Source organism: Dellaglioa sp. CoH-57-MRSF-18, assembly GCF_056781995.1.
Genome location: NZ_JBXAXX010000106.1, coordinates 1 through 416, shown reverse-complemented (window position 1 = coordinate 416; position 416 = coordinate 1). Strand labels below are relative to the sequence as shown.

At 57.5% G+C, this 416-nt stretch carries 1 pseudogene; it reads left to right on the top strand.

The features are described from left to right. Window positions 1-416, top strand: a pseudogene (locus tag AC1RPG_RS08285) (hypothetical protein); the annotation flags it as partial.

The following is a 416-nucleotide window of genomic DNA, read 5'->3' as shown; positions in this document are numbered from 1 at the left end:
CTGCATGGGGCCGCGATAATGAGGCCCGCGCTTTCTCGAACATGATCGACCAGTTCGGCGGTGAGGGGCGTGTGTACGCATGTGTCTCGGATGCCTACGACATCTACAATGCCGTGGACAACATCTGGGGCAAGCAGTTGAAGGATAAGGTCTTGTCGAAGGGTGGGCGCGTTGTGATTCGCCCTGACTCCGGCGATCCGGTATCCGTGGTGCTGTACTGTGTAAAGTCGTTGGCCGAAAGCTTCGGTACCACGACCAACAGCAAGGGTTTCAAGGTGCTCCATCCGAGCGTGCGTGTGATTCAGGGTGACGGTGTAAATCGTGACTCTATCATCGCGATCCTGCGAGCCCTCGAACTCCACGGTTTCAGTGCCGAGAACGTAGCATTCGGCATGGGTGGCGCACTGCTTCAAGCC